The organism is Microbacterium lacus (assembly GCF_002812805.1).
Classification (GTDB): domain Bacteria; phylum Actinomycetota; class Actinomycetes; order Actinomycetales; family Microbacteriaceae; genus Microbacterium; species Microbacterium lacus_A.
The window spans coordinates 19,367-39,427 of the sequence record NZ_NMUM01000037.1; the positions used below are offsets into that span (position 1 = coordinate 19,367).

20 protein-coding genes and 1 tRNA gene are annotated in these 20,061 nt (G+C 68.2%); 12 read left to right on the forward strand and 9 right to left on the reverse strand.

Features of this window, described 5'->3' with window-relative positions; all coding sequences use genetic code 11:
• Positions 1 to 37: 37 nt before the first annotated feature.
• The 5 genes from CGU34_RS12820 to CGU34_RS12840 all read right to left on the reverse strand — a co-directional run bounded on the left by CGU34_RS12820 (position 38) and on the right by CGU34_RS12840 (position 6,633).
• Positions 38 to 865 carry a universal stress protein gene (locus tag CGU34_RS12820; RefSeq protein WP_100814320.1) on the reverse strand — a complete coding sequence of 276 codons (828 nt, stop codon included), beginning with the start codon at positions 863 to 865 and terminating at the stop codon, positions 38 to 40.
• Between the two features lie 348 nt (positions 866 to 1,213).
• A complete protein-coding gene (locus tag CGU34_RS12825) occupies positions 1,214 to 2,929 on the reverse strand; it encodes a long-chain-fatty-acid--CoA ligase (RefSeq protein ID WP_100814356.1) in 1,716 nt (571 codons plus the stop codon).
• 94 nt (positions 2,930 to 3,023) lie between these two features.
• Positions 3,024 to 4,049 carry an ABC transporter ATP-binding protein gene (locus CGU34_RS12830; protein WP_100814321.1) on the reverse strand — a complete coding sequence of 342 codons (1,026 nt, stop codon included), beginning with the start codon at positions 4,047 to 4,049 and terminating at the stop codon, positions 3,024 to 3,026.
• Positions 4,046 to 5,584: an ABC transporter permease gene (locus tag CGU34_RS12835; protein ID WP_100814322.1), complete on the reverse strand. Its 1,539-nt coding sequence runs from the start codon at positions 5,582 to 5,584 to the stop codon at positions 4,046 to 4,048. The genes CGU34_RS12830 and CGU34_RS12835 overlap by 4 nt, the downstream gene beginning before the upstream one ends.
• Positions 5,584 to 6,633: an iron ABC transporter substrate-binding protein gene (locus CGU34_RS12840; protein WP_100814323.1), complete on the reverse strand. Its 1,050-nt coding sequence runs from the start codon at positions 6,631 to 6,633 to the stop codon at positions 5,584 to 5,586. Before CGU34_RS12840 ends, CGU34_RS12835 begins: the two co-directional genes overlap by 1 nt.
• A gap of 104 nt (positions 6,634 to 6,737) precedes the next feature.
• Here CGU34_RS12840 and CGU34_RS12845 point away from each other — a divergent pair, with 104 nt between their 5' ends.
• The gene (locus CGU34_RS12845) at positions 6,738 to 7,043 is read left to right on the forward strand and encodes a DUF1905 domain-containing protein (protein ID WP_100814324.1); all 306 of its coding nucleotides are present in this window, start codon (positions 6,738 to 6,740) and stop codon (positions 7,041 to 7,043) included.
• Between the two features lie 9 nt (positions 7,044 to 7,052).
• Here the strand turns inward: CGU34_RS12845 and CGU34_RS12850 are convergent, their stop codons facing one another.
• Together CGU34_RS12850 and CGU34_RS12855 are read right to left on the reverse strand one after the other, a co-directional pair.
• A complete protein-coding gene (locus CGU34_RS12850) occupies positions 7,053 to 8,045 on the reverse strand; it encodes an aldo/keto reductase (protein WP_100814325.1) in 993 nt (330 codons plus the stop codon).
• 186 nt (positions 8,046 to 8,231) lie between these two features.
• Positions 8,232 to 9,530: a wax ester/triacylglycerol synthase domain-containing protein gene (locus CGU34_RS12855; protein WP_198517797.1), complete on the reverse strand. Its 1,299-nt coding sequence runs from the start codon at positions 9,528 to 9,530 to the stop codon at positions 8,232 to 8,234.
• A gap of 104 nt (positions 9,531 to 9,634) precedes the next feature.
• Between CGU34_RS12855 and CGU34_RS12860 the strand changes: the two genes are divergently transcribed.
• The 4 genes from CGU34_RS12860 to CGU34_RS12875 all read left to right on the forward strand — a co-directional run bounded on the left by CGU34_RS12860 (position 9,635) and on the right by CGU34_RS12875 (position 14,469).
• Positions 9,635 to 11,092, forward strand: a complete 1,458-nt coding sequence (locus CGU34_RS12860; RefSeq protein ID WP_100814327.1) for an amidase family protein — start codon at positions 9,635 to 9,637, stop codon at positions 11,090 to 11,092.
• A 5-nt stretch (positions 11,093 to 11,097) separates the two neighbouring features.
• Complete coding sequence (locus CGU34_RS12865; protein ID WP_198517799.1) at positions 11,098 to 12,843, forward strand: asparaginase domain-containing protein; 1,746 nt, start codon at positions 11,098 to 11,100, stop codon at positions 12,841 to 12,843.
• Between the two features lie 68 nt (positions 12,844 to 12,911).
• Positions 12,912 to 14,030, forward strand: a complete 1,119-nt coding sequence (locus CGU34_RS12870; RefSeq protein ID WP_100814328.1) for a DNA alkylation repair protein — start codon at positions 12,912 to 12,914, stop codon at positions 14,028 to 14,030.
• Between the two features lie 16 nt (positions 14,031 to 14,046).
• The gene (locus CGU34_RS12875) at positions 14,047 to 14,469 is read left to right on the forward strand and encodes a DUF1801 domain-containing protein (RefSeq protein ID WP_100814329.1); all 423 of its coding nucleotides are present in this window, start codon (positions 14,047 to 14,049) and stop codon (positions 14,467 to 14,469) included.
• Positions 14,470 to 14,501: 32 nt separating this feature from the next.
• Here CGU34_RS12875 and CGU34_RS12880 read toward each other — a convergent pair whose 3' ends face one another.
• A complete protein-coding gene (locus tag CGU34_RS12880; RefSeq protein WP_100814330.1) occupies positions 14,502 to 15,674 on the reverse strand; it encodes a carbohydrate-binding domain-containing protein in 1,173 nt (390 codons plus the stop codon).
• Between the two features lie 190 nt (positions 15,675 to 15,864).
• Here CGU34_RS12880 and CGU34_RS17420 point away from each other — a divergent pair, with 190 nt between their 5' ends.
• From CGU34_RS17420 to CGU34_RS12900, 4 genes are all read left to right on the forward strand, one after another.
• Positions 15,865 to 16,092, forward strand: a complete 228-nt coding sequence (locus CGU34_RS17420) for a hypothetical protein (RefSeq protein WP_232711671.1) — start codon at positions 15,865 to 15,867, stop codon at positions 16,090 to 16,092.
• 91 nt (positions 16,093 to 16,183) lie between these two features.
• Entirely contained in the window at positions 16,184 to 16,765 is a 582-nt protein-coding gene (locus tag CGU34_RS12890) for a hypothetical protein (protein WP_157811312.1), read from the forward strand.
• Positions 16,766 to 16,950: 185 nt separating this feature from the next.
• Positions 16,951 to 17,250: a putative quinol monooxygenase gene (locus CGU34_RS12895; RefSeq protein ID WP_100814332.1), complete on the forward strand. Its 300-nt coding sequence runs from the start codon at positions 16,951 to 16,953 to the stop codon at positions 17,248 to 17,250.
• 60 nt (positions 17,251 to 17,310) lie between these two features.
• Entirely contained in the window at positions 17,311 to 17,889 is a 579-nt protein-coding gene (locus CGU34_RS12900) for an NADPH-dependent FMN reductase (protein ID WP_198517801.1), read from the forward strand.
• Positions 17,890 to 18,058: 169 nt separating this feature from the next.
• Here the strand turns inward: CGU34_RS12900 and CGU34_RS12905 are convergent.
• A tRNA-Pro gene (locus CGU34_RS12905) sits at positions 18,059 to 18,132 on the reverse strand.
• 114 nt (positions 18,133 to 18,246) lie between these two features.
• Here CGU34_RS12905 and CGU34_RS12910 point away from each other — a divergent pair.
• The 3 genes from CGU34_RS12910 to CGU34_RS12920 all read left to right on the forward strand — a co-directional run bounded on the left by CGU34_RS12910 (position 18,247) and on the right by CGU34_RS12920 (position 20,058).
• On the forward strand, positions 18,247 to 18,825 hold the full coding sequence (locus tag CGU34_RS12910) for a GNAT family N-acetyltransferase (RefSeq protein ID WP_100814334.1): 579 nt from the start codon (positions 18,247 to 18,249) through the stop codon (positions 18,823 to 18,825).
• 136 nt (positions 18,826 to 18,961) lie between these two features.
• Entirely contained in the window at positions 18,962 to 19,678 is a 717-nt protein-coding gene (locus tag CGU34_RS12915; protein WP_100814335.1) for a lysoplasmalogenase, read from the forward strand.
• A complete protein-coding gene (locus CGU34_RS12920; protein WP_100814336.1) occupies positions 19,675 to 20,058 on the forward strand; it encodes an RNA-binding S4 domain-containing protein in 384 nt (127 codons plus the stop codon). Before CGU34_RS12915 ends, CGU34_RS12920 begins: the two co-directional genes overlap by 4 nt.
• Positions 20,059 to 20,061 lie beyond the last annotated feature (3 nt).

Below are 20,061 nucleotides of genomic sequence, written 5' to 3' on the forward strand. Positions count from 1 at the left end.
ACTGGGTCGACGCCCGTGCGGGTGAGGCCGCTCACCCTTAAGCCTTCTCGGGGCGGGGAACGACGCATACCGGGATGCGCGACTGCGCAACGGTGTCCTGGCCGGTCGAACCGAGAAGAGCACCTTCGAGCGGTCCGCGATGATGCGTGCCGATAACCAGGAGGGCGGAGCGCCGGGCCTCTGTCAGCAGTGCCGCCGGCGGGTTGTCGTGCACGAGCATCCGCTCGACCGCGACATCCGGGTACTCAGCCAGCACGGCGTCGCCCGCGGCATCGAGGATGCGTCGATGAGCCGCCTTCTGCTCGATCGGGGACGCGAGCACCGCCACGGCGCCGTCCATCGTCGGAACGGGCATCTGCCAGGCGTGCACGAGTGTCAGCCCGACACCGGCGGCCCGCGCTTCCCGCGCGGCGAAGTGGATGGCGGCCGACGAGCTGTCGTCGTCGTCGACTCCGACCAGAACGCGGCCATCCGTGGCCGCCCAGTCATCGGGCACGACCACAACGGGCACACGAGAGCGCGCGATCGTGCGGAGCGGTCGCCATCCTGTGAGAGCGGCACGCAGCGGCCGACGCCGGTGCGCGCCGATCACCAGAAGGTCAGCCGTCTCGGCGGCGCGCAGCAGCGCACCCGGCATCCGTCCGCTGACGCGCCGCGACTGCACGTGAGCATCTTTCGCGACATCCCGGAACCTGCGTTCGGCGTCCTGAAGCACATCGGTGATGATCGTCTCGTCGAACAGGTCGGACGCGTTCACCGACACGATGTCCACGCTGCTCGAACGCTCGGCAGCCCGGGCTGCGGCCCAGTCCAGTGCGACCGACGATGGTTGCGATCCGTCGTAGCCCACCACGATGCTGTCCATGGCATTCCTTCCCGCCGGTGCCCACTTGGCTGGCCGCTGCGTAACTTCGACGCTACGTCCGCGGAAACGCCCCCATCGGGGCCGAAGGTCCCGTGAGGACAGTGGCCGAAGGTCCCGCGAGGAGGCGGGGCCGCGGTGTGTGGGGCGGGAGGCACGACTCACGGGACCTTCGACCCTATGAACGCATGAGGCAATGCGATCGAATGGGAACACGCAACAGCACTCGTTCGATCCGGGTCGCTTCGGGGGGCGTGCAGAACCGAAGCGATCCGAATCGACCGAGCTGAGCGGCGGTATCGATGTCGTGCCGCACGATGTTGATGTCGTGCCGCACGAGCACGACCGTCATCACTCCGTGAGAGCAACCAACTGGTCTCGCACCGTTCGGCGCAGAACCTTGCCGACCTGCGAGCGGGGCAGCTCGTCGACCTGCACGACCTTCTTGGGGATCTTGTACGCCGTCAGGTGCTGCCGGCAGAAGTCGCGCAGCGCGGTCGCGTCGAACGCGGCGCCCGCCTTCATGACGACAGCTGCCGCGACATCCTCGCCGCCCGACGGGCGACGGAGGCCGACGACGGCTGCGCTCTCGACGTCCGGATGCTGCGTCAACGTCTGTTCGACCTCGGTCGGGCTGACGTTGAAGCCACCCGTGATGATCAGTTCCTTGAGGCGATCGATGATCGTGACGAACCCGTCCTCCGACATGGTCACGATGTCGCCCGTGCGCAGCCAGCCACCGGGAAGAAGCGCCACCGCCGTGTCGTCCGGGGCGCCCCAGTAGCCGCCGAACACCTGCGGCCCGCGGATCAGCAGCTCGCCCGATTCTCCGACGGGGCGATCCTGCGTCGGATCGTCCGGATCAACGACCCGGACTTCGGTACTCGGGAACGGCACGCCGACCGTGCCAGGGCGGCGGGTATGGCCCGCGGGATTGCCGAGCGCGACAGGGGATGTCTCGGTCATCCCGTAACCCTCGACCAGCAGCCCGCCGGTCGCCTCTTCCCAGCGCGTGACGGTCGCGACCGGAAGGCTCATGGCCCCCGAGATCGCGAAGCGCACGCCGCTCAGATCGATCCGCTTCTGATTGCTCGCGCGCGCCAGGGCGTCGTAGATCGGCGGGACGGCGGGTAGGAACGTCGGCGGCGAGGTGCGGGTCGCGGCGATGACGAGGTCGAGGTCGTACTTCGGGAAGAGCACGAGCTTCGCCCCGATCGACATCGCGAAGGTCAGGCACAGCGTCAGGCCGTAGGCGTGGAAGAGCGGCAGAACCGCGTAGACGACCTCTTCACCGTCATGCAGTCCGGGAAGCCACGCCCGGCCCTGGGCGGCATTGGCCCGCAGATTGCGATGCGACAGGATCGCGGCCTTGGGCGTCCCCGTCGTGCCGCTGGTGAGCAGCAACAGGGCCGTGTCATCGAGCGACGGTCGCGGCACCCGCGCCGAGATGCGACGCGCGTCGGCCAGGCGCGACCACGCGATGACGCCCTTCGCCGTGGGCTTGGCCGTGATCGCATCGCGGGCCTTCCGGGCCTTCGGAATGGGCAGCCGGAGCGCCAGACGCTTACTGAGCGGCATGGCCTCCGGCAGGCTCACCGAGACCACGGCACCCGGCCGCGCATCCTCGGGAAGGGCTGCCACGACATCCGCGATCTTGTCCCACACGATCGCGACGACCGGCGCCGTCACCTCGAACTGGTGCCGGATTTCGCGCGGGGTGTAGAGCGGATTGTGCTCGACGACGATCGCGCCGAGCCGCATGACCGCGTAGAACGCGACCACGTGCTGCGGGCAGTTGGGCAGGGCGAGCGCGACCCGGTCGCCGGGCTCGACCCCCAGCTTGCGCAGAGCACCGGCAGCACGCCCGATCTGTTCGCCGAGCTCGGCGTAGGTCGTCGTCGCGCCGAAGAACTCGAGCGCCGTCTGCTTGCCGTGTTTCTTCACCGAGGCGTCGAGCATGTCGACGAGGGTCTCGGTGACGGGTGCGATGTCGGCCGGCACACCCTCCGCATAGGACGCGACCCAGGGGCGACCCTCGGCGGCTTCGCGAGCTTCGGCGTGCTGCATGGTGAGGTTCCTCTCGGGCGGAAAGCGCATGGGTTCGAGGCTCATGCTGTCTGGTCAATCTTCCAGCATTCCGATCGGGGCGGATGCTGGTTCCCTAGGACTCGTCGGGGAACACCACGCCCGGGCCCTCGATGCGAATCATCACGTCGCCGTCCCGTGCGGGGATGTCCCCAGCCGGGACACGCACCAGTAACGTCTGACCTTCCGCCGTGCGCGCCTCGACGATCGCATCGTGTCCGCCGTAGCGGATACGCGAGACGCGCGCCGGAACTCCGTCCGCGCCAAGTCGGAGCTGTTCGGGCCGGAGCATCAGCGAAACCGCACCGGAGGCATCAGCGGGCACCGTCACCTCGCCGAGGATCGTCGTCGCGCGCCCCCGCTCCGCCACGCCCGCGAGAAAGTTCGCCTCGCCCAAGAACGCGGCGACCCAGGCGGATGCCGGGGCCCGATAGACCTCGACGGCCGAACCTTGCTGCGCGACCGTACCGTCGCGCATGACGATGACCGAGTCGGCCATGAGCAGCGCTTCACCCTGGTCGTGCGTGACGAGAACGGCGGTCACCCCGAGGCGCCGGAGCATCGCCGCCAACTCGTCCCGCAGCTCCGCACGAAGCTGCGGATCGAGCGCCGCGAAGGGTTCGTCGAGCAGCAGCAGATCCGGTTGCGCGGCGAGCGCCCGCGCGAGAGATACCCGCTGCGCCTGCCCTCCGGAGAGCTCATCGGGGTAGCGCCCCGCGAGCTCGCTCAGCCCGGTGAGTTCGAGCAGTTCGGCCGGGACGGCGGCGCGCGCCGAGCGGCCGGTGGGCCCCAGGCCGAAGGCGATGTTCTGCACGACCGTCAGATGGGGAAAGAGAGAGGCAGACTGCGGTACCCATCCGACGCGGCGTCGCTCCGGCGCGACGAATGTGGAGGCATCGCTGAGTGTCGCACCATCGAGGTGAATGAGACCGGCGACCGGACGGGCGAGTCCCGCGACGGCACGCAGAAGCGTGGACTTGCCGCATCCACTCGGACCAACGATCACTGCCAGGGCACCCTCGTCGACGGTGATCGAGACGTCCCGAAGAACGCGCTGTCCCCCAAGATCGACCGCGAGGTCAGCGACCGTCAACCTGCTCATCGTTCCCTTCCCGTCGAGAGCCGCTCGCTCCGAGGAGAGAGCATCACCGCGGGCACAGCCGCCAGCAGCACGAGAGCGAGCGCGTACGGAACCGCGGCACCGTACGCCGCGACATCCGTCTTGCTCCAGAGTTCCATCGCGAGCGTGTTCGTGCCCGTTGGCCGCAGCATGAGTGTCGCCGGAAGCTCCTTCATCGCGGTCACGGTGATGAACAGCGTCGCAACGACGATACCGGGCCGCGCGAGGCGCGCCGTGACGTGCCACCACTGGCGGAACGCGGCATATCCGAGCGAGCTCGCGACCTCTTCCAACTCGCGCGGCACGCGCTCGATAGAGGACCGGATCGTGCCGATCGCCTTGGGAAGAAAGAGCACGCCGTAGGCGAATGCCAGCATCGCCGCGCTCTGGTAAAGCGCGGGAACGGCGAGCAGGGAGAAGAACACCAGGCCGAGTCCCACCACGATGCCCGGGATCGCGAGGGGAAGCGACCCCGCCGCTTCGAGGATGCGCGAGGTCCGACCCGCGAAGCGAGCCGCGATCGTGGCGATCGGCAACGCCAGAAGCACGGCGATCACGGCACCAACGGCCGACAACGCGATCGTGGTCGCCGACGCCTGCACAAGTCCGGCAAGGTCGAGTTCGCGTACGGTCTGCGCGTTGACCAGGCGGGCGATGAGACTCGCGAGAGGAACACCGACGGCGAGCACGGCCGGGGCGGCAACGATCGCCATCGCCAGCGGGGCGAGGCCCCCCCAATTCACCCGCGCCCTCGCCGCCGAGCGCGAGACCGGAATCTCTCGCGAGGGACGCGCACGACGATCGATGAGGAAGATGACCAAGGCGATTGTGACGAGCACGGCGGCGAGGACGGCGGCATAGTTGCGGTCGAACGAGGCTCCGTACGCCTGGTGGATGGCGGTCGTCAACACCGGGAATCGGAACAGCGCGACGCCGCCGAAATCGGCCAGCACGTACAGGCACACCAACAGCGCGCCGGCCACTGCCGAACTGCGGATACCGGGCCATCCGACCGCGAGGAACGTGCGAACAGGACCGTAGCCCAGCGTCCGCGCGACCTCCGAGAGCGTCGCTGAAGTCCCGCGCAACGCCGCCGCGACGGGCAAGAGAACATACGGCGTTGTCACGACGGTGAGCACGAGCCACGACGGCCAGAAGCCGCTCGCCCCGGGGATGGCAGCCAGCCACCCGAACGCCGCGAGGTACGACGGCACAGCCAAAGGCAGCACCGCCAGCACAGCGAGGGTGCGCGAGAAGGGCAGGCGCACCCGGCTGAGGACGAGGGCGCCCGCGATGCCCAAGAGGGTCGATGCGACAGTGACGGATGCCGCGAGCAGCAACGTGTTCGCGAGCAGCAGGCCGAGCCGGGGGCGCGCGAACACCGCGAGTACACCGTCTATCCCGGCATCCGCGATCCGCACTCCCAGATAGATGAGCGGGATCGCCGCCAGCAACGCCGAGAACCCCGCCACCGCGATCAGCGGCAGCGGGGCCCTCGTGCGAGAGGAGACGGGCATCAGATCAGGCCGTGCACCGCCAGCAGTTCCTGCGTCTCGGTGAGTGAGTCGAGGTCGCTCAGGTCGAGCTCCGGGTTGACGAGGCTCTCGAGCGACGGCAGTCCCTCGGGTGCATCAATGCCCGGGACGAGGGGGTACTCGTATGTCTCTTCGACGAAGTACTTCTGTCCGGCGTCCGAGATGAGGTACTCGACGAACGCGAGGGCGTCGGGGTCACCCTCGGCGCCCGCAAGGATCGCGGCACCGGTCACGTTGACGATCCCGCCCGGGTCTCCGGGCAGGAACTTCAGCTGCGCGCGCATGTTCTCGGCACCGACCTCGGACGCCGCCTCGAACCAGTAGTAGTGGTTGATCAGGCCGAGTTGGGCCGTGCCCGAGTTGACGAGCTCGAGCGAGTCGCCGTTGCTCTCGGTCAGAACAGGGCTGTTTGCGGCGATGCCCGCGACCCACTCATCGGCGGCCTCTTCGCCTTCGAGCACGCGGAGCCCGGTGACGAACGACTGGAAGCTCGCGTTGCCCGGGGCGAACGCGACCCGGCCGCTCCACTCCGGGGCGGTGAGGTCGTCCGTCGAGTCCGGCACATCCGCCTCGCCCAGCTGCTCTCCGTCGTATGCGATGACGCGAGCGCGGCCGGTGACGCCGACCCAGCTGTCGTCGGTGCTGGTGAATCCTGCGGGAACCACGTCGGCGATCTGGTCGGGAAGCGTGGACGACAGGCCCGCCTCGGTGATCGCCCCGAGCGCTCCGGCGTCCTGCGAGAGGAACACCTGGGCGGGTGACTGGTCGCCCTCTTCGAGCAGCAGTGCGCTCATCTCGCCCGTCGAGCCGTAGCGCACCTCGACCTCGATGCCGGTGTCAGCGGTGAACTGCTCGATGAGCGGTGCGATGAGGTCTTCGCCGCGACCCGAGTAGAGCACGAGCGAGCCATCGGACTCAACCATGGTCTCGGTCGATTCCGTCGCTTCAGGTTCAGAGGCCGCGCAGCCGGACGCGATGAGGCCGACAGCGGCGAGGGCGGAGACGGTGACAAGGAGTCTTCGGGTAGGCATGTGCAGGTGCTCCAACTTCGGGTGGTTAGGACAGCCTCACCTTATTACAGGCCCGAGGCGAGGGGCAAAACGGTCGCCCCGCCGCGGGGCGCTACGGTGGGCTCGTGATCGTCGATTTCGAGGGAACCGTCTACCGGTGGCAGGCACGGACTGATGCGTCCTGGTTCTTCGTCGATCTGCCCGGCGACGTGAGCGAGATGATTCGCGAGATGCAGGATCCCGCGCTCGCCCGCGGCTTCGGTTCCGTCCGGGTACGGGTGAGCATCGGCGGCAGCACCTGGACGACGTCGATCTTCCCGTCGAGCGGGACCGGCTCATATGTCCTCCCCCTCAAACGCGCGGTGCGCGATGCCGAGGGATTGGACGAAGGGGGCATCGCGCGCACCCGTGTCGAACTCGTCGACCTGTGACGCACAGACCTACCAGAGCGGGTGGATGTCGGCCCGCAACAGACGGTCGTAGACATCCCGCACCACGACATCGAAGGCCTCGACGTCGAAGTCCGCACCCGGCTCGAGCAGCGCGGCCGCCTCGGCGTTCGACACGGCCTGACGCGTGTTGCGTGCGCCGGGAATGACCGAGGTCACTCCCGCCCGCGACATGATCCACGCCAGGGACGCCTGCGGAAGCGAAACACCCTCGGGCAGCGCTGCCGCGAGCTCGTTCGCCGCCTGGATGCCGACCTCGAAGTCGACCCCCGAGAACGTCTCGCCCCGATCGAACGCCTCACCGTTGCGGTTGTACGAGCGGTGGTCGTTCTGCGCGAACGTCGTGTCGGTCGTGTACTTGCCCGAGAGCAGACCGGATGCGAGCGGCACGCGGGCGAGGATGCCCACGCCGGCAGCCGCGGCTGCGGGCAACACCTCGTCGAGGGGCTTCAGTCGCAGCGGGTTGAAGATGATCTGAATGCTCGCCACCCCGGGACGAGAGATGGCCGACAGAGCCTGGTCGACGGTCTCGACCGAGACGCCGTAGGCCGCGATCGAGCCATCCGAAACCAGATCGTCGAGGGCGTCGTACGTCGCATCCGCGTCGATGACCGCGCTCGGAGGGCAGTGCAACTGAACCAGGTCGAGCGTCTCCACGCCCAAGTTCCGGCGCGAGCGTTCGGTCCACGCGCGGAAGTTCTCGGGCGAGTAGTTCTCGAGCTCCTGGGGCTGGCGACGCCCCATCTTGGTCGCGACGAAGACGTCATCACGCCCGCGCAGGAACTGGCCGATCAGCGACTCGGAGCGTCCGTCGCCGTAGACATCAGCGGTGTCGAAGAGGGTCACACCCTGATCAGCGGCTGCGGCGAGAACACCGAGCGCGTCGTCCTCGCTGACGTCACCCCAGTCGGCGCCGAGCTGCCACGTTCCGAGCCCGACGATCGAAACCTCGCGGCCGGTACGGCCCAGAATTCGCTGCTGCATGGTGATCCCTTTCACTTCGTTCCAGGCTATCCCGGGCTGCTCGGCCTGTGCCGTTCACAATTCCGTCCATCCGCGCGAAGCCCGCACCGGGCAGCCCCGAATTCCGCGGCTCACACGTCGTCCGCTTCACGGACTGACTGAATTGCGAACGCGAAAGCGCGAGCACGGAGCGCCCGCCGGGTGCCGCTATCTGTCCGAGCCCAGAGCCGCCCGGTGCAGTTCACCGTAGGCACGACCGACGGCTTCGGCGAGCGCTTCGACGCGCGGCACCGCCGTGGGGTCGGTGCAGAACCCGATGCCGATCTCGTTGGCGTGCGAGATCGCCGCAATACGGAGGGCGTGGTGTGAGCCGGGTTCGGACGACGAGAAGAGTCGGTCTACTCGACGCCCGGCCACCGCGACCGGAATCCGTGGCCCCGGCACGTTGGAGATGGCGAGACTGAACTCGCGAGGACTGTCGGCGACGCGGTGCGCCACGGCATCCATGCCTGGGATCGCACCGAGGGCATGGAACAGGTCGTAGAGCAGCGACGCATCACCCGCCTGCTTCTCGGCACGCGTGCGAGCGCTGATGCGATCGAGCCGCAGCAGCGGATCGGATGTCCCGAGCTCAAGATCGACGTTGATGAACGAGTCATGATTGCCCGCCGCCGACGCATCCTCGTCCCGATGGTGCAGACTCACCGGCACCTGTGCCCTCAGATCGAGATGGGCGGCATGGGCACCGAGCCAGGCATCCAGTCCTCCCGCGACCGCGGCGAGCAGGACGTCGTTGATCGTGGCATGTTGCGGTCGGGATGCTCCGATCACCTTCAACCCGTCGAGGGGCGCAACGGCGAAGGCGACATCCCGCGCCGCCGTGATCGGGCGGTCGAAGGGTGACTTGGAGCCCGGCTGGCCCAGCTCACGCGCGATGACTTCGGGCAGCCGGATCCACTCGTTCGTACCCGACGTCGATGGGTACACAGGGGCGGGTGCTGCATCGCGCGGTGACGCATCGTGCCGTGACGCATCGTGCACATCGAGCAGGATCGCCTCGAGAAATCGCATCCCGGCGATGCCATCCACCATCGCGTGATGCATCCGTGCGGCGATCGCCTCGCTCCCGTCCGCGAGCGGACCGATTAGGTCGAGCGTCCACAGCGGCCGCGCGCGGTCGAGGTGCTCCGACATGAGTTCGCTCACCTCGCGGCGCAGGTCTTCGGGGGTCGCGCATTCCCCGCCCGCGCGACGGCGCACATGGTGGGCGATGTCGAAGCCTTCGGCCGCGACCCAGCGCGGCGCGCCTGCCCCGAGCTCCACACGCTGAGTTGCGCGCGGCTCCGCACCCAGCCGCTGGGCGACCGACGCACGCAGCGCCTCGAGATCGAGCGGCTCGCCGGGCGCGAGGATCATCAGCTTGAGCGTGTGCCCCGTGAGTACCGACGATTCGAGCGCCAAGATGCGGGCGTCGTCCGCAGACAGGAACTCACCGTCATCCGTCACGTCGGTCAGCCTATCGACGCCGCGCCGGGGGCCACGCGACGAAACATCGCCGACACACGGCACGCGAATACTGAGCGAGCGAACCGAAGGCAGGAAGAAACACCATGACAGAACGCCTTCACCTCGGTGGGCTCGATGCCACAGCGATGATCGAACTGATGAACCGCGGTGACGTGTCTGCGGCGGCCGTGATCGACGAGCATCTCGCGCTCGCGAGTGGCAGAGGCGCCGAGCTCTGCGCCATCGTCGCGCAGGATCCTGAGGCAGCACGCTCGGTGGCACGGGCAGTGGACGAGGCACGCCGAAAAGGCGAGCCGCACGGCACCCTCGCGGGCGTGCCGATGACCGTGAAGGACTCGTTCGACGTGCGCGGCCTGCGCACGACCCACGGACGTCTCTCCGATTCGCACGTCGCGACCGAGGATGCACCGGCGGTCGCCCGTGCTCGCGCCGCGGGCGCGGTGATCTACGGCAAGACGAACGTGCCCGTCCTGCTTGATGACTACCAGAGCAGCAACCCCGACTTCGGGCGCACGCTGAATCCTTGGGATCCGGAACGCACTCCGGGCGGCTCGTCGGGGGGCTCGGCCGCCGCGATCGCCGCGGGGCTCTCGGCTCTGGAACTCGGCAGCGACCTGTCGGGCTCCATCCGAATGCCGGCCGCGTGGTGCGGGATCTTCGGACACCGGCCGAGCAACGGCGTGCTATCGAAGATGGGACACCTGCCCTGGGCTGTCGACGGACTGATCGAGCCGCCCGTCTCCGTCGCGGGGCCGATGGCGCGGTCGGCGCGCGACCTGAGCCTGGCGTTCGAGGTGCTCGCCGGGCCTGCCCGCCTCGACGCGGTGGGCTGGCGTCTACAGCTCCCCCCGTCGCGCGTCGACAGGCTGCGCGGCACGCGCGTGGGGCTCTGGGTCTACGAGCCGGCGGCGCCTATCGATGACGAGATGCGGATGGCTCTGCTCGACCTTGCCGACACGCTCCGCGCCGCGGGCTGCACGGTGGACGAGCTGACCAAACCCCCGGGCGCGGGTGCCGCGGGCCTCGAGCTCTTCGATCGCCTGCAGGGTGCCGAGATCGCGCACAGCTTGACCGACGACGATTGGAACACGCTCGTCGCGGCGGCCGCGGATACAGACGCTCCCGACAATAAGGCCGCACGCGCACTCACCCAGTCCGCACGCACCGCCTGGCAGGACGCCGAGGCGCAGCGCGCGATCACCGCCGCATGGGGTTCGGTGTTCGACCGGTTCGACGTCGTGCTCGCGCCGGCGGTTCCGGGGGCCGCGCCCCGGCACGACGAGCGGCCCGGCGCCGAGCGGAGGTTGAATGTCGGCGGAACGGAGAATCCGGCTGCGGATGTCGTCAGCGCGTGGAGCCGCATGGTGAACCTCGCGATGCTTCCCTCGACCGTGATACCCCTGGGGCCCGGCGCCGATACCGGAATGCCCCTGGGCGCGCAGCTGATCGGCCCGTACCTGGAAGATCGCACACCGCTGCGGTTCGCCGCCCTGATGGAAGCCGAGGGCATCATCGGCTTCACCCCACCGAACGGATGGTGAACGTCGTGTCCCCCGCCTCCTCCGATATCCCCGAGCCCATGGCCGCCGAGCACCTGCCCCGCATCGCGGTGTTCAGCGGCGCGAACGCGACGGTGCAGAACAGCGAGCCACTCATCACGAGCGACGCAGCCCGTCGCAAATATGGGCTGCCCCCACGCCGCAACCCCGACGGCACACCGCCCCGGCACGACATCGTGCGCCCGCAGCGCCTCGCCGCGCCCGTCACCGTGTACATCGAGGCGTACTCGGCGCATCCGCTCGAGCGCGACGCATCCGACCTCTACGCGCCACCCGACGGTTATGTGACTCCCGCAGGCGACTTCGTGGCAGGGCGGATGTCTGAGGCCGACGTCCCGGTGTACGCGGTCACGATCGGTCCCGATGACGGGCTGTTCGCCCTGCCCTATATGGCACGCACGCGTGACGGCGGGGCCTGGGAGCAGGAGGGTATCGAGCCCCTCAGTCCCGCCGCGGAGAGCCGCCAGACCTTCTACCCCGACGCCTCCCGCATCTTCGAAGAGATCGACCGGTTCGGTCTCGACGAGAAGGGCGGCAACAACATGCTCGGCTCGAAGGGGCGCTACGACTTCGTGCGCGCGGCCCCGTCGGGCGGCTACGTGAACGGACTGGCCGCGTCGCAGCGCACCGACCGCGGCCTGACCGACGGCGACATCGCGCCGGAGGTGCGGGGCGAGGACTTCTTCGGGTATCGCCCGTACCACCTGGCGCACGCGCCGGCGATGGCGACGCTCGCCCGGCTGACCAACATCGTGCAGTCGACGCTCGATCGCGGTGCCTATGAGGGCGCGATGTGGCTCGAAGACAGCGCGAGTGTGGAAGACACCGCCTACTGGCTGAATCTGCTCATCGACACGACCATCCCGTTCAGCTGCAACGCCTCGCAGCGGCCGCACGGGGCGCTTGCCAACGACGGCGATCGCAACCTCGTCGACAGCGTCGCCTACATCCGTTCGCGCATCTGGGCGGACACGCAGGGCGCCGATGCGATCGGTGTCGTGCTCGTGCAGGACGAGCAGATCTTCGCCGCGCGCGATGCGCAGAAGGCGGATGCTCGACCCGGCGGGTTCGTCGCGACCGGCGGGCACGGCGGCATCATCGGCACGATCGGCGCTCCGGGCGATCCCATGCTCACCTACCGCCCGGCCAAGGCGCACACGTCGCGCTCCGCCGTCAACCTGCGCCGCATTCCCAACGTCGTCCTCGGCGTGACGGCCGGACAGACCGGGGTGAACACGGTCGAGGTCCCCCTCAAGGATCCCGCGGGAATGCTGCTCGAGAGCGCCATCCCGAAGGTCACGATCGCCAAGTATGCGCGCTACGGCATGGACGATTTCTCCGACTCCGCAGCCATGCAGGTCGAGATCCTGGCACGTATCGAGAAGAACCTCCAGAACTTCCCCCTCGCGGGTTTCGTGCTCGAGGGAATGGCTCCCTTCGGCATCGGCAACGAATCCGAGACGGCTGCGCTCGAACAGGCGGTGCTCCGCGGAATGCCCGTGGTGTGCGTCAACCGCGGCAACGCGGAGGGCATGGTCGGGGGCGGTCCGGGGCCCGCGTTCATCTCGGGCAGCAACCTCACCGCGACGAAGGCCCGGCTGCTGTTGATGGCCTGCCTCATGCGGTTCGGGGCACTGCCACCGGCTGCCGATCCGTCTGCTCCGACGGGTGAGGAGTGGCAGCGGATTCACGCGCGCGTGCGTGACTACCAGCAGGTTTTCGACACGCACTGAACCGGCCGCAAGCGAACGGGAGGGGACGCGCCGCCCCCGGTGTCGGACGACCGCGCGATGATGGGGGCATGCCCTTCGCAGACGAGCTCCTCGGCGCCGGGGTGGCACGCACGCTGACCCGGTCCATCCAGGACGCCATGCCCGGGCGGCAGCTCCGCGAGCTGCCCCACGCTTCGGAATCGCTCGATGGGCTGTCGCTCCGGGAACGCGCGGACCTGCTGCGCGACGCCCTGCTGGCGGATGTCCCGGGCGATTACGCGACGCTCGCCCGAATCATCCGCTCTGCCGCCGCCCGCGACGCCGCCTTCACGGGTTGGTTGATCTGGCCCATCACCGGCGCCGTCGCCGCCCGCGCCGTCGACGAGGGGACGGATGCTTCGTTCGACGACGCAATGGCACTGCTCTCCGAATTGACGGGTCGGCTGACCGCGGAGTTCGCGATTCGCACGCTGCTCCGTCACGACCTCGATCGTGCCCTCGAGATCATCGCGGACTGGACCGCCTCACCGGACGAGCATGTGCGGCGGCTCGCGAGCGAGGGCACGCGCGCCTATCTGCCGTGGGCCGTTCGGGTGCCGGGGCTGCTTGCCCGGCCGGGGGTCACCGTCAGTATCCTGGACGCCCTGTATCGCGACGACAGCGAGTACGTGCGCCGATCTGTTGCGAACCACCTCAACGATCTCAGCCGCGACTCCCCCGAACTCGTCGTCGTGACGGCGCGGCGCTGGCTCGACACGCCCGCACCCACGACACAGGCCCTGGTGCGCCATGCGCTCCGGACCCTGGTCAAGCGCGGCGATCCGCAGGCTCTCGCCCTGCTCGGGTTCGCGCCGGCCACCGTTCAGATCGACGGGCCGTTCGTCTCCGACACCCGATTGCCGTGGGGAGACGAGGTCCGCTTCACCGCCGTCATCCGGAACACGGGAGCGGATGACGCTCGCCTGGTGGTCGACTACGTCGTGCACCATCGGCGCGCCAACGGCACGCTCAGCACGAAGGTCTTCAAGCTCGCGACCGCCGCTCTCGCCCCTGGCGAAGAGCTGGCGATCGACCGCCGGCACTCCTTCCGCGCGATCACCACGCGCCGCTACTACGCCGGCGAGCACGCCGTCGCGTTGCAGGTGAACGGGGTCGCGACGCCGTCCGCGACGTTCGAGTTACTGGCCCTCGCGGGCGAGCCAGCCTGAGGGCGATAATGACGCGATGAGCGAGATCAAGACGCGGGCGACGGATGCCGATGTCACCGCCTTCCTCGAGGCCGCGTCACCTCAGCGTCGTCGCGATGACGGGATGGCTCTCGCGCAGATCTTCCGTGAGGTGACGGGCGTCGATCCGGTTATGTGGGGTCCGTCGATCGTCGGATACGGCCGCTATCGCTACGCATCGCCCGTCAACCCACGCACCCACGGCGAGATGCCGAAAACGGGGTTCTCACCCCGCAAGTCGCAGCTCTCGCTCTACGGGCTCAAGGATCTGCCCGAGAGTGCCGCCCTACTCCCACAGCTCGGCACGTACACCGAGGGCGCCGGATGCCTATACGTGAAGAAGCTCGACGACATCGATCTCGATGTGCTCCGGCGATTGATCGCCATTGCGTGGCAGCGCGGCGTCGACCCGACTCCCTGAGCCGGGCCGACGCCGCCGGAATGTCGCGCGGCCTAGGGTCGTCCGCCGCCGCCACCACCGCCGGCGCCGGCGCCGGCGCCACCCATCATCTGGCTCGACAGTTCCGTAACCTGCTCGCCGTTGACGATCAGGGTTCCACCCGAGAGCGTCCCCGTCCCGTCGAAGTCGGTTGCCGACTGCGCCGTGATGTCGATCGTGCCGCCCGTGATCGCGAGGTCACCGTTGCTGTCGATCGCGTCGGTGTCTCCCGAGCCCATCACGATCGTGATGTCTCCGCCGTTGATCGTGACGCTGAGGCCGCTCGTGACGATGGCCGAGGCTGCGGCGTTGATGCCGTCGTCGCTCGCGTTGACCGAGATCTCGCCGGCATCGATCACGATGACGGGCGCCTCGATACCTTCGACGGATTCGAGGATGTCGATGGTGCCGCCCGTGATCGTCAGCTGCTGCTCGGCCTTGACTGCGTCATCGCCCGTGGTGATCGTGATGCCACCACCAGAGACGACGAGTTGCCCCGCGCCAGCGTCGGTATCGTTGCTCGACTTCATCCCGTCGCCGGCTGCATCGATCGCTATGGTACCGCCGCTGATCGTCAGCGAGTCGGTGCCGCGGATGCCGTCGTCGACACTTTCGACGGTGATGGTTCCGGACTCGATCCACAGGTCGTCCTTGCCGACGATGCCGTCGGCGAAAGTCGCGGTGACATCGAGCGAACCGGTGCCGGTGATGATCAGGTCATCGGCGGAGTAGATGGCACCGTCGATCTCTTCGTCGGTGCGTGTGGATGCGTCGGACACGGTGTTGGTCGTACCATCCGCTAGTTCGATGACTGTCGTTTCAGCGCTGTCGACCTGGATGGCGGCACCCGCGCTACTCGCGATCGTGACGCCGTTCAGGATGATTCGCACGTTCCCGTCCGTGTTGACCACAACCTGTCCCGTGGTGGATCCGCTGAGGACGTAGGTGCCCGTCTCGGTGATGCTGAGGCCGTCGTCCGTGAGCGCCACCTCTGTGGTCGGCAGAGCGCTCCAGTCGATGTCGCCGCTGGCGTTGCTCGTGTCCACCGCGATGGTCGAGCTGGACTCGATGGTCGATGCGGAGCTGGACGAGGTGCCCGTACTCGATGGGGTGGCGGTCACAGCACATCCGGACACCAGGAGTGCGGAGGTCAAGAGGGCCGTTGCGGTCAGGGCGAGTCGTCTCATGGTCGATCCTTGGGTCGTGTTTCCTTCGTGGCGGATCACCACTCCACCGCGCGCCCCTATGCGGCTCCTTTGTGCCGTCTATGCCCCTGCGCTGGTTTGCAAAAGGGCCGGAGCGCTCCGCGGCTGCACCGCGGCTGCACCGCGACGACGCCGCGACGACGGGCTGGCTCTCGCCGAGATGTTCCGAGAGGTGACCGGCGTCGATCCCGTTCTGTGGGGTCCATCGGTCGTCGGCTACGGCCGCTACCATCACGCCTCGCCCGTCAACCCGCGCACCCACGGCGAGATGCCAAAGACGGGGATCTCGCCTCGCAAGGCTCAGCTGTCGCCGTACGGCCTGAAAGTTCTGCCCGAGGGCGCGGAGCTTCTCCCGCAGCTGGGCACATATACCGAGGGCGCCGGATGCATCTACGTCTAGAAGCTCGACGACATCGACCTCGGGGTGCTCAGACGCCTGATCGCCATAACGTGGCAGCGCAGCGACGACCCAGCACCGTAGCGTGGCGATCGTGACCACGCACGGTTCGCCCGATCTGGCCCGCCTACCCGAGTTCCTGACGCGCCTGATGGTCGGGGACAGCGACTCCCATGACGTCGCGCGCCTTCTTCTGGACGACGGGTGGGAGGTCGCGTCCTTCTGGGGTCCCGTACAGATGGACGTGTGGCTGCTCATCCTGCGGCGCGCGAAGCTCTGCGTTCGGTTCGGCATCGAACGGGGCTATTCCGACGGGGTCGGGGTGGGCAGCGTCGGGGTGGATGATGCCACCGCGGAGGGGCTTCCCGCATGGAATGATCTGCGGCCGTTCGGAGTCGTCGTGTTCGCGTGGGCGCGGGCGACGGGGCGGAATCTGTCGTTCACGGATCCGGAGGATCTGGCGCGCGGGCATGGCGCCTACGCCGCCGTCTGCCTCGCCTGGCTGAGCGAGGGGAACGACGAGACCGTAGACCGGGTCTACGAGGAGTGGCGCACTTTTCACCTGGCGCGCGGGATCCTTCGATCGAATTCGCGCGGCCGACCAGATGCGCAACACATCGAGGCACTCCACGCTGACGCGCTCATCGCGATGACAGCGGCGGCGCGTTCGCGCTGAGGGGCCGCCTGGGCGCTGTCGATCGGATCGTCCCAGGTTGGCGGGGCTGCACGCCCGCAAACACCCGTTTACGGGATGCGGAGCCACCGGACGGCCGCGAAAGATGGGTGGAGACAAGCTCACGGGCACCGTCCACTTGTGTCCGCCAGGCCACAGCCCTGCCCCGGGAGCGAAGGAGTGCGACCATGCTGACCAAGGCCCTTCTCGTGCGCCTCGAGGCACTGCCGGGCAAAGAGGAGCAACTCGCGGACTTCCTCATCGGTGCGCGGTCGGTGGTCATGGAGGAGCCGGGCACCATCGCGTGGTTCGCCATACGGTTCGGCCCCACGACGTTCGGTGTCTTCGACGTGTTCCCCGACGACGAAGCTCGAGACGCCCACCTCGCCGGCGAAGTCGGTCAGGCGCTCGGCGCCAACACCGGCGTCCTTTTCAGCCAGGCTCAGATCGAACGGATCGACGTCCTCGCCGACAAGCTCCCGGCATAGCCGTCCATCACGAAGCACCCGTTCACGGAATGCCCATCACCCGGAAAGCAGGAGGAACATATGACCACCTATAAGGTCGGCTATTTCGTCGGAAGCCTGTCATCAACGTCGATCAACCGCATCCTGTCCAAAGCTCTCATCCGGGTGGCCCCGACCGAGCTGGAGTTCAGCGAGATCCCGATCGGTGACCTGCCGCTCTACAGCGCGGACTTCGACACCGACTATCCGCCCGAAGCGCGAAAGCTGAAGGCTTCGATCGATGCCGTCGATGCGGTGCTATTCGTCTCCCCCGAGTACAACCGTTCCATCCCCGGTGCGTTGAAGAACGCGATCGACTGGGCGTCCCGACCCTGGGGTCAGAACTCCTTCGATCACATCCCGGCCGCGGTGATCGGAGCCTCGATCGGTCAGATCGGCACCGCGATCGGACAGCAGAGCCTGCGCGCCGTGCTCAGCTTCTGCAACGCACGCCAGATGACCTCTCCTGAGGCCTACATCCACTACACCCCCGAGGTCTTCCGGAACGACGGCGAGGTCACCAACGCCTCCACCGAAGAGTTCCTCCGCATCTATATGAGCGAGTTCCACTCCTACATCAGGATGGTCTTGACCGTCCTGCCCCGCCCATCCGCCACGTGATGCAGCGGCGGCGTCGCCTTGACGCACTACCCGAACGCGATATCGGCGCGGACCGGGGCGACCCGAGCGTCGAGTCATGACGCAACGGAACACGAATCGACGTTCCGCGTAAACCCTCGAGCACTAACGACGGGGCCCAGGCGAGAAACAATCTCACCTGGGCTTTTTGTCGGGATGACAGGATTTGAACCTGCGACCCCCTGACCCCCAGTCAGGTGCGCTACCAAGCTGCGCCACATCCCGTTGTTCACTTTTCAGCCCCCGCCTGAGCGCGGACAACTCCACCATCTTACCCGAGCGCCCCGGCGCCCGTGAACGCCATCGACCGTGTCGGCGCTGGCCACTAGCGTGACCGCCATGACGATCACGATCGCACCCGCCACCGCCGAACGCTTCGACGATGTCGAGCACACCTTCTCGGGCGGCGGGGACGGCCCGAGCTGCCAATGCCAGTGGTGGACGCTCACGAACGCGCAGTTCCAAGCATCCGATCGTGACGAACGCGAAGGGATGCTTCGCGAACAGGTCGCGGCAGAACCCTCCCCCGCCCTCATCGCCTACGTCGACGGCGAAGCCGCCGGATGGGTGCGGGTCGGCCCCCGCACGACCCAGCCGCGACTCGCCCGCACCCGAAACTTCGCGGCCACGACCGAGCCGTGGGACGACCCGAGCGTGTGGGCCGTGACGTGCTTCATCGTGCGCAAAGAGCATCGCGGCCAGGGCCTCAACCAGAGGCTGCTCGATGCGGCGATCGACCACGCCCGCACGAACGGGGCTCGCGTTCTCGAGGCGTATCCGACCGACACCAGCGCCGCCAAGCACTCCGCCAACGATCTCTACATCGGCATTCTGAGCGTCTTCGAGAACGCTGGCTTCCGTGAGGTCGCACGTCCGAAGCCCGAGCGGGTGATCGTTCAGCTCGACCTGAACGCCTGACCGGTTCGAGCCTCCGCGATCGAGCGCGCTGACCCTCCACCTCGAGCACCACCACAAGCGCGACCAGCATGCGACGATTATGAGGCCCGGCCGCCGCCCACGGCGGAGCCCATCCGCCCACTCGATGAGGAGCAGCATGACCGCAGAGTCTTCGCGCTCGCTCTCCGCACGGGTCGCCGGGCTGCCCGCCTGGATCGGGTTCGTGCCCTACGTCGTGGTCTCGATCGTGCACGTCGTCGCGCTGGGCGTCGGCGCCGACGCCGTCGCGGGCCCCACCAAGCTTGCACTCATGCCGCTCCTGGCCGTCGCGGCGCTGTGGGCCGGCCGCGGTTCGACCTGGGGCACACCCGCAACCCTGCTCTTTCTCGCGCTCGCGTTCTCGTGGCTCGGCGATGGCGCCGGCACCTTCTTTCCCTACGCACCCGAGCTGCCCGTCATGCTGCTCTGCTTCGGACTGGCCCACATCGCCTACATCGTGCTGTTCTGGCGCTTCGTCCGCATCAAGCGCTGGCCCGCGTGGGCGCTGGTGTATGCCGCGTGGTGGCTTCTGCTCGTCGTCGTGCTCTGGCCGCGACTCGGAGCACTGTCGTTCGCCGTCGCGATCTACGGCCTCGTTCTCGGCGGCACGGCGGCGACCGCGACCCGCTGCGCGCCGATCATCGCCGTGGGCGCGGCGTTCTTCCTCGCATCCGACACGATCCTCGCCTTCCGACTCTTCACACCCGAAGCGATGCCCGACTGGACGAGCCCCCTCGTCATGCTGACCTACACCCTCGGCCAGGGACTCATCGTCGCGGGCGTCGCGAGGGGCTTGCCACGCCTCGCCGCGCGCACAGGGACGGCGAACACGTGAGCGCCGAGACAACCCGTGTGCGGACGGATGCCTGGCTCTGGGCCGTCCGCGTCTACAAGACCCGCTCGGCGGCGACCACGGCCTGCCGGGCCGGACACGTGCGGGTCAACGGCGACAGGGCCAAGGCCGCGCAGCCGATCGGACCCGGCGACGAGGTCCGCATCCGCATCGCGGGCTTCGACCGCACGCTGATTGTCCGACAGACCCTCGTCAAGCGCGTCGGCGCTCCGGCTGCCGCGCTGGCTTACGAAGACCTCACGCCTCCCCCACCGCCGCGCGAGTCGATCGCGTTCGTGCCCGTCCGCGATCGCGGAGCGGGCCGGCCGACCAAGCGCGAGCGCCGCGACATCGACAAGCTGCGCGGCTTCAGCCCGGAGTGAACC

What these genes read in the sequence shown, in the direction of transcription:
- CGU34_RS12880 (WP_100814330.1), bottom strand. Translation starts at nt 15,674, where the DNA reads ATGAGACGACTCGCCCTGACCGCAACGGCCCTCTTGACCTCCGCACTC.
- CGU34_RS12850 (WP_100814325.1), bottom strand. Translation starts at nt 8,045, where the DNA reads ATGCAGCAGCGAATTCTGGGCCGTACCGGCCGCGAGGTTTCGATCGTC.
- CGU34_RS12825 (WP_100814356.1), bottom strand. Translation starts at nt 2,929, where the DNA reads ATGCAGCACGCCGAAGCTCGCGAAGCCGCCGAGGGTCGCCCCTGGGTC.
- CGU34_RS12910 (WP_100814334.1), top strand. Translation starts at nt 18,247, where the DNA reads ATGACGATCACGATCGCACCCGCCACCGCCGAACGCTTCGACGATGTC.
- CGU34_RS12895 (WP_100814332.1), top strand. Translation starts at nt 16,951, where the DNA reads ATGCTGACCAAGGCCCTTCTCGTGCGCCTCGAGGCACTGCCGGGCAAA.
- CGU34_RS12835 (WP_100814322.1), bottom strand. Translation starts at nt 5,584, where the DNA reads ATGCCCGTCTCCTCTCGCACGAGGGCCCCGCTGCCGCTGATCGCGGTG.
- CGU34_RS12875 (WP_100814329.1), top strand. Translation starts at nt 14,047, where the DNA reads ATGAGCGAGATCAAGACGCGGGCGACGGATGCCGATGTCACCGCCTTC.
- CGU34_RS12840 (WP_100814323.1), bottom strand. Translation starts at nt 6,633, where the DNA reads ATGCCTACCCGAAGACTCCTTGTCACCGTCTCCGCCCTCGCCGCTGTC.
- CGU34_RS12870 (WP_100814328.1), top strand. Translation starts at nt 12,912, where the DNA reads ATGCCCTTCGCAGACGAGCTCCTCGGCGCCGGGGTGGCACGCACGCTG.
- CGU34_RS12860 (WP_100814327.1), top strand. Translation starts at nt 9,635, where the DNA reads ATGACAGAACGCCTTCACCTCGGTGGGCTCGATGCCACAGCGATGATC.
- CGU34_RS12915 (WP_100814335.1), top strand. Translation starts at nt 18,962, where the DNA reads ATGACCGCAGAGTCTTCGCGCTCGCTCTCCGCACGGGTCGCCGGGCTG.
- CGU34_RS12820 (WP_100814320.1), bottom strand. Translation starts at nt 865, where the DNA reads ATGGACAGCATCGTGGTGGGCTACGACGGATCGCAACCATCGTCGGTC.
- CGU34_RS12830 (WP_100814321.1), bottom strand. Translation starts at nt 4,049, where the DNA reads ATGAGCAGGTTGACGGTCGCTGACCTCGCGGTCGATCTTGGGGGACAG.
- CGU34_RS12900 (WP_198517801.1), top strand. Translation starts at nt 17,311, where the DNA reads ATGACCACCTATAAGGTCGGCTATTTCGTCGGAAGCCTGTCATCAACG.